The 5,180-nt window shown below is 67.9% G+C and carries 3 protein-coding genes and 1 pseudogene; all 4 read left to right on the top strand.

The window, feature by feature from the left end:
- A pseudogene (locus VEI45_RS08365) lies at nt 1-223 on the top strand (NADH-quinone oxidoreductase subunit E); the annotation flags it as partial.
- On the top strand, nt 223-1,548 hold the full coding sequence (nuoF, locus tag VEI45_RS08370; protein WP_324852060.1) for an NADH-quinone oxidoreductase subunit NuoF: 1,326 nt from the start codon (nt 223-225) through the stop codon (nt 1,546-1,548). The pseudogene VEI45_RS08365 and the gene nuoF, both read left to right, overlap by 1 nt.
- Nucleotides 1,545-3,968, top strand: coding sequence for an NADH-quinone oxidoreductase subunit G (locus VEI45_RS08375; protein ID WP_324852061.1), 2,424 nt, complete (start codon nt 1,545-1,547; stop codon nt 3,966-3,968). The genes nuoF and VEI45_RS08375 overlap by 4 nt, the downstream gene beginning before the upstream one ends.
- A 13-nt stretch (nt 3,969-3,981) precedes the next feature.
- Nucleotides 3,982-5,180: NADH-quinone oxidoreductase subunit NuoH (gene nuoH, locus VEI45_RS08380; protein WP_324852063.1), on the top strand; the 1,199-nt coding region annotated here is incomplete at its 3' end.

Raw genomic sequence — 5,180 nt, forward strand, 5'->3', positions numbered from 1 at the left:
CGAGCTGGTCGACGGGCTGCGGGCCGGGCAACCCCCGGCGCCGACTCGCGGCGCTCCGTTGTGCAAATTCCGCGAAACCGAGCGGATCCTGGCCGGTTTCCCCGACCCGCGTCCCGACGAAGGCCAGGGCAGCGTCGGCGAAGCCACCTTGGCCGGGCTACGCGTTGCCAAGGAACGCAACATGACCGCGCCGCCACCCGAGAGTTCAGGGGAAGGTCAGTAATGGGGTCACAAACGCCGTTGGCTCCCGTGCTGAGCCGCTTCTGGGACGACCCCGAGTGTTGGACTCTCGATACCTATCGCCGCAACGACGGCTATCAGGCCTTGCAAAAAGCCTTGAAGATGCGGCCGGACGACGTGATCACCGCCGTCAAGGATTCCGGGCTGCGCGGCCGAGGCGGGGCGGGTTTCGGGACAGGGACGAAGTGGTCGTTTATCCCGCAGGGCGACAGCGGTGCGGCTGCCAAGCCGCACTACCTGGTGGTCAACGCCGACGAGTCGGAACCCGGTACCTGCAAAGACATTCCGTTGATGCTGACCACCCCGCACTTCCTGGTCGAAGGTGTAATTATCGCGTCCTACGCGATCCGGGCCAGCCACGCTTTCATCTACGTACGCGGCGAGGTGTTGCCGGTGCTGCGGCGCCTGCACAACGCGGTCGCCGAGGCCTACGCCGCGGGCTTCCTGGGCCGCAACATCGCCGGCTCCGGCTACGACCTGGAGCTGGTGGTGCACGCCGGCGCCGGCGCCTATATCTGCGGCGAGGAGACGGCGTTGCTCGACTCGCTGGAGGGCCGCCGCGGCCAGCCGCGGCTGCGCCCGCCCTTCCCTGCGGTCGCCGGACTCTACGGCTGCCCAACGGTAATCAACAATGTCGAGACCATCGCCAGCGTTCCGCCGATCATCCTCAACGGTGTCGACTGGTTCCGGTCGATGGGCACCGAGAAATCGCCCGGCTTCACGCTGTATTCGCTGTCCGGCCACGTGACGCGGCCGGGCCAATACGAGGCGCCGCTGGGCATCACGTTGCGGGAATTGCTCGACTACGCCGGTGGCGTGCGGGCCGGACACCGGCTGAAGTTCTGGACGCCCGGTGGGTCGTCTACTCCGCTTCTCACCGATGAGCACCTCGACGTGCCCCTGGACTACGAAGGCGTCGGAGCGGCCGGTTCGATGCTGGGCACCAAGGCGTTGGAGATTTTCGACGAAACGACGTGTGCGGTGCGCGCCGTGGGGCGGTGGATCGATTTCTATAAGCACGAATCCTGCGGCAAGTGCACGCCGTGCCGGGAGGGTACGTTCTGGCTCAGCCAGATCTATGAGCGGCTGGAGACCGGTCACGGCACCCCCGAGGATCTGGACAAGCTGCTGGACATCTCCGACGCCATTCTCGGTAAGTCGTTCTGCGCGTTGGGCGATGGCGCCGCCAGCCCGGTCGAGTCCTCGATCAGATTCTTCCGCGACGAGTACATCGCGCACGTCGAGGGCGGCGGCTGTCCGTTCGACCCCAAGCTATCCATGCTCGCGGCGAACGGAGACCACGCGTGACCCAAACCGCTGACACCGGGGAGAAAGTTTCCCAGCCGGAGCTGGTGACGTTGACCATCGACGGCACGGAGGTCAGCGTTCCCAAAGGCACTTTGGTGATCCGCGCGGCCGAGTTGATCGGTGTGCAGATCCCCAGGTTCTGCGACCACCCGCTGCTGGATCCGGTCGGCGCCTGCCGGCAATGCCTGGTTGAGATCGAGGGCCAGCGCAAACCGATGGCGTCGTGCACTATCCCGGTGACCGACAACATGGTGGTGCGCACCCAGTTCAGCTCCGAAGCCGCCGACAAGGCCCAGCACGGCGTGATGGAGCTGCTGCTGATCAACCACCCGCTGGACTGCCCGATGTGCGATAAGGGCGGTGAGTGCCCGCTGCAGAACCAGGCGATGTCCAACGGCCGCCCCGATTCCCGGTTCCACGACATCAAACGCACGTTCACCAAACCGATCAACATCTCCTCGCAGGTGCTGCTGGATCGCGAGCGGTGCATCCTGTGCGCGCGGTGCACCCGGTTCTCCGACCAGATCGCCGGCGACCCGTTCATCGAGATGCTCGAGCGCGGCGCGCTGCAGCAGGTCGGCATCTACGCCAATGAGCCGTTCGAGTCGTACTTCTCCGGCAACGCCGTGCAGATCTGCCCGGTCGGGGCACTGACTGGCAGCGCCTACCGGTTCCGGGCCCGCCCGTTCGATCTGGTCTCCAGCCCGAGTGTGTGTGAGCACTGCGCGTCGGGATGCGCGCAGCGCACCGACCACCGTCGCGGCAAGGTGCTGCGCCGGCTCGCCGGCGATGAGCCCGAGGTCAACGAGGAGTGGAACTGCGACAAAGGGCGGTGGGCGTTCACCTACGCCACCCAGACTGACCGGATCACCACTCCCCTGGTGCGCGACGGCGGTGATCCCAGCGGCGCGCTGGTGCCCGCTTCGTGGCCGCACGCGGTGGCCGCCGCGGTCGAGGGTCTGACCTCTGCGGCCGGCGGTGCGGGTGTGCTGCTCGGCGGCCGGCTGACCCTCGAGGATGCCTACGCTTACTCGAAGTTCGCCCGAATCGTGTTGAACACCAACGACATCGACTTCCGCGCCCGTCCACACTCCAGCGAGGAGGCGCGATTCCTGGCCGCCCGGGTCGCCGGCAGACCTGTCGCGATCAGCTACTCCGATCTGGAATCGGCGCCGGTGGTGCTGCTCGTCGGCTTCGAGCCCGAGGAAGAGTCGCCGATCCTGTACCTGCGGCTGCGCAAAGCCGCCCGCAAACGCGGACTGCGGGTGCACGCCATCGCCCCGTTCGCCAGCAACGGGCTGAAGAAGTTGTCCGGCAAGCTGATTCAGACCGTGCCCGGCGCGGAGGCCGCGGCGCTGGACCGCCTGGCCACCGGCGAGCTCGGCGATCTGCTGTCTAAGCCGGGTGCCGTCATCGTCGTCGGCGAACGGCTGGCCGGGGTGCCCGGCGGACCGTCCGCGGCGGCCCGGCTCTCCGACACCACCGGTGCGCGACTGGCGTGGGTGCCTCGCCGCGCCGGAGAACGCGGAGCGCTGGACGTCGGCGCGCTGCCGGGGCTGCTGCCCGGCGGGCGCCCGCTAGCCGACGAGACCGCCCGCTCGCAGGTGTCGCAGGGTTGGCATGTCGCCGAGTTGCCTTCTGCCGAAGGCCGTGACGCCGACGGGATTCTGGCCGCGGCCACCGACGGCACCCTGGGCGCCCTGCTGGTCGGTGGCGTCGAACCCGACGACTTCGCCGATCCCGATGCGGTGTTGGCCGCCTTGGACGCCGCGGGCTTCGTCGTAAGCCTGGAGCTGCGGCACAGCGCAGTGACCGAACGCGCCGACGTGGTGTTCCCGATCGCGCCGGCGGCGGAGAAGTCGGGGACCTACGTCAACTGGGAAGGCCGACACCGCAGCTACTCGGCTGCGCTGCCCCCCGCCGCCACACCGGACCTGCGGGTGCTCGACACCCTGGCCGACGAATTGGGCATCGACCTGGGGCTGCCCACAGTGGAGGCTGCGCGCGCCGAGCTGGTCGGGCTGGGCGTCTGGGACGGCAAGCTCGCCGCCGCGCCGACCGTCGCCGCTGCCGGGGAACCGAAACCCGGTGCCGACGAAGCCGTATTGGCCGGGTGGCGGATGCTGCTCGACGATGGACGGCTGCAGGACGGCGAGCCGCACCTGGCCGGCACCGCGCGCAAGCCGGTGGTGCGGCTGTCCGCCGGGACGGCGGACGCGATCGGCGCCGATGAGGGTGACCAGGTGACCGTCAGCACTGACCGCGGTGCGATCACGTTGCCGTTGACCATCACCGAGATGCCCGACCACGTCGTGTGGCTGCCGCTGAACTCACCCGGTTCGGCGGTGCACCGGACGTTGGGCGTGACGGCTGGCGCCTTGGTGAAGATCCGCGCCGGCGACGAGGAGCGGCGCTCATGATTGGGGTGGGCTCGTGACCGGCTTCGGGCATGACACCTGGTGGTTGATAGCGGGCAAGGCCCTCGCGGTGTTCGTCTTTCTGGTGCTAACTGTGCTGGTGGCAATCCTGGCCGAACGCAAGATCCTGGGCCGGATGCAGATGCGCTGGGGCCCCAACCGGGTGGGCCCGCGGGGGTATCTGCAGAGCCTGGCCGACGGCATCAAGCTCGCGCTAAAGGAGCCCATCACCCCCTTCGGCGTCGAAAAGCCGATTTTCCTGATGGCACCGGTGATCTCGACGATTCCCGCAATCACGGCGTTCGCGTTCATCCCGTTCGGGCCGCAGGTCTCGATCTTCGGCCACTGGACCGCATTGCAGGTGACCGATCTGCCGGTCGCGGTGCTGTTCATCCTGGCGCTCTCATCGATCGGGGTGTACGGCATCGTTCTCGCGGGCTGGGCGTCGGGCTCGACCTATCCCCTGCTCGGCGGGGTACGCTCCACCGCGCAGGTGATCTCCTATGAGGTCGCGATGGGGTTGTCGTTCGCCACCGTGTTCCTGTTCGCCGGGACGATGTCGACGTCGCAGATCGTGGCGGCCCAAGACCGGATCTGGTACGTCTTCCTGCTGCTGCCGTCGTTCGCGGTGTACCTGGTGTCCATGGTCGGTGAGACCAACCGGGCGCCGTTCGACCTGCCCGAGGCCGAGGGCGAACTGGTCGCCGGTTTCCACACCGAGTACTCCTCGCTGAGCTTCGCGATGTTCTACCTGGCCGAGTACATCAACATGACCACGGTGTCGGCGCTGGCCGCCACGCTGTTCCTCGGCGGCTGGCATGCGCCGTGGCCGGTGAACATGTGGGCCGGCGCCGACAGTGGCTGGTGGCCGGTGCTGTGGTTCACCGCCAAGGTGTGGCTGTTCCTCTTCGTCTACATCTGGCTGCGTGGCACACTGCCGCGGCTGCGCTACGACCAGTTCATGGCGCTGGGCTGGAAGATCCTGATCCCGGTGTCGCTGGCCTGGGCGCTGATCGCCGCGACGATCCGCACGCTGCGCAACCAGGGGTATCCGCACTGGACGCAGGCGCTGGCGATCTCCAGCCTCGTCGTCACCGTCGTGCTGCTGGCTCTGCTGCGAAAACCCTTCGGCAGCAAGCGAAGCCAGAAAAAGCGTCACGAACCGCCGGTGGAGGCAGAGCTCATCGAGCCGGCATACCCAACGCCGCCGCTGCC

The sequence above is a fragment of the Mycobacterium sp. genome (assembly GCF_035623875.1).
Lineage (GTDB): Bacteria > Actinomycetota > Actinomycetes > Mycobacteriales > Mycobacteriaceae > Mycobacterium.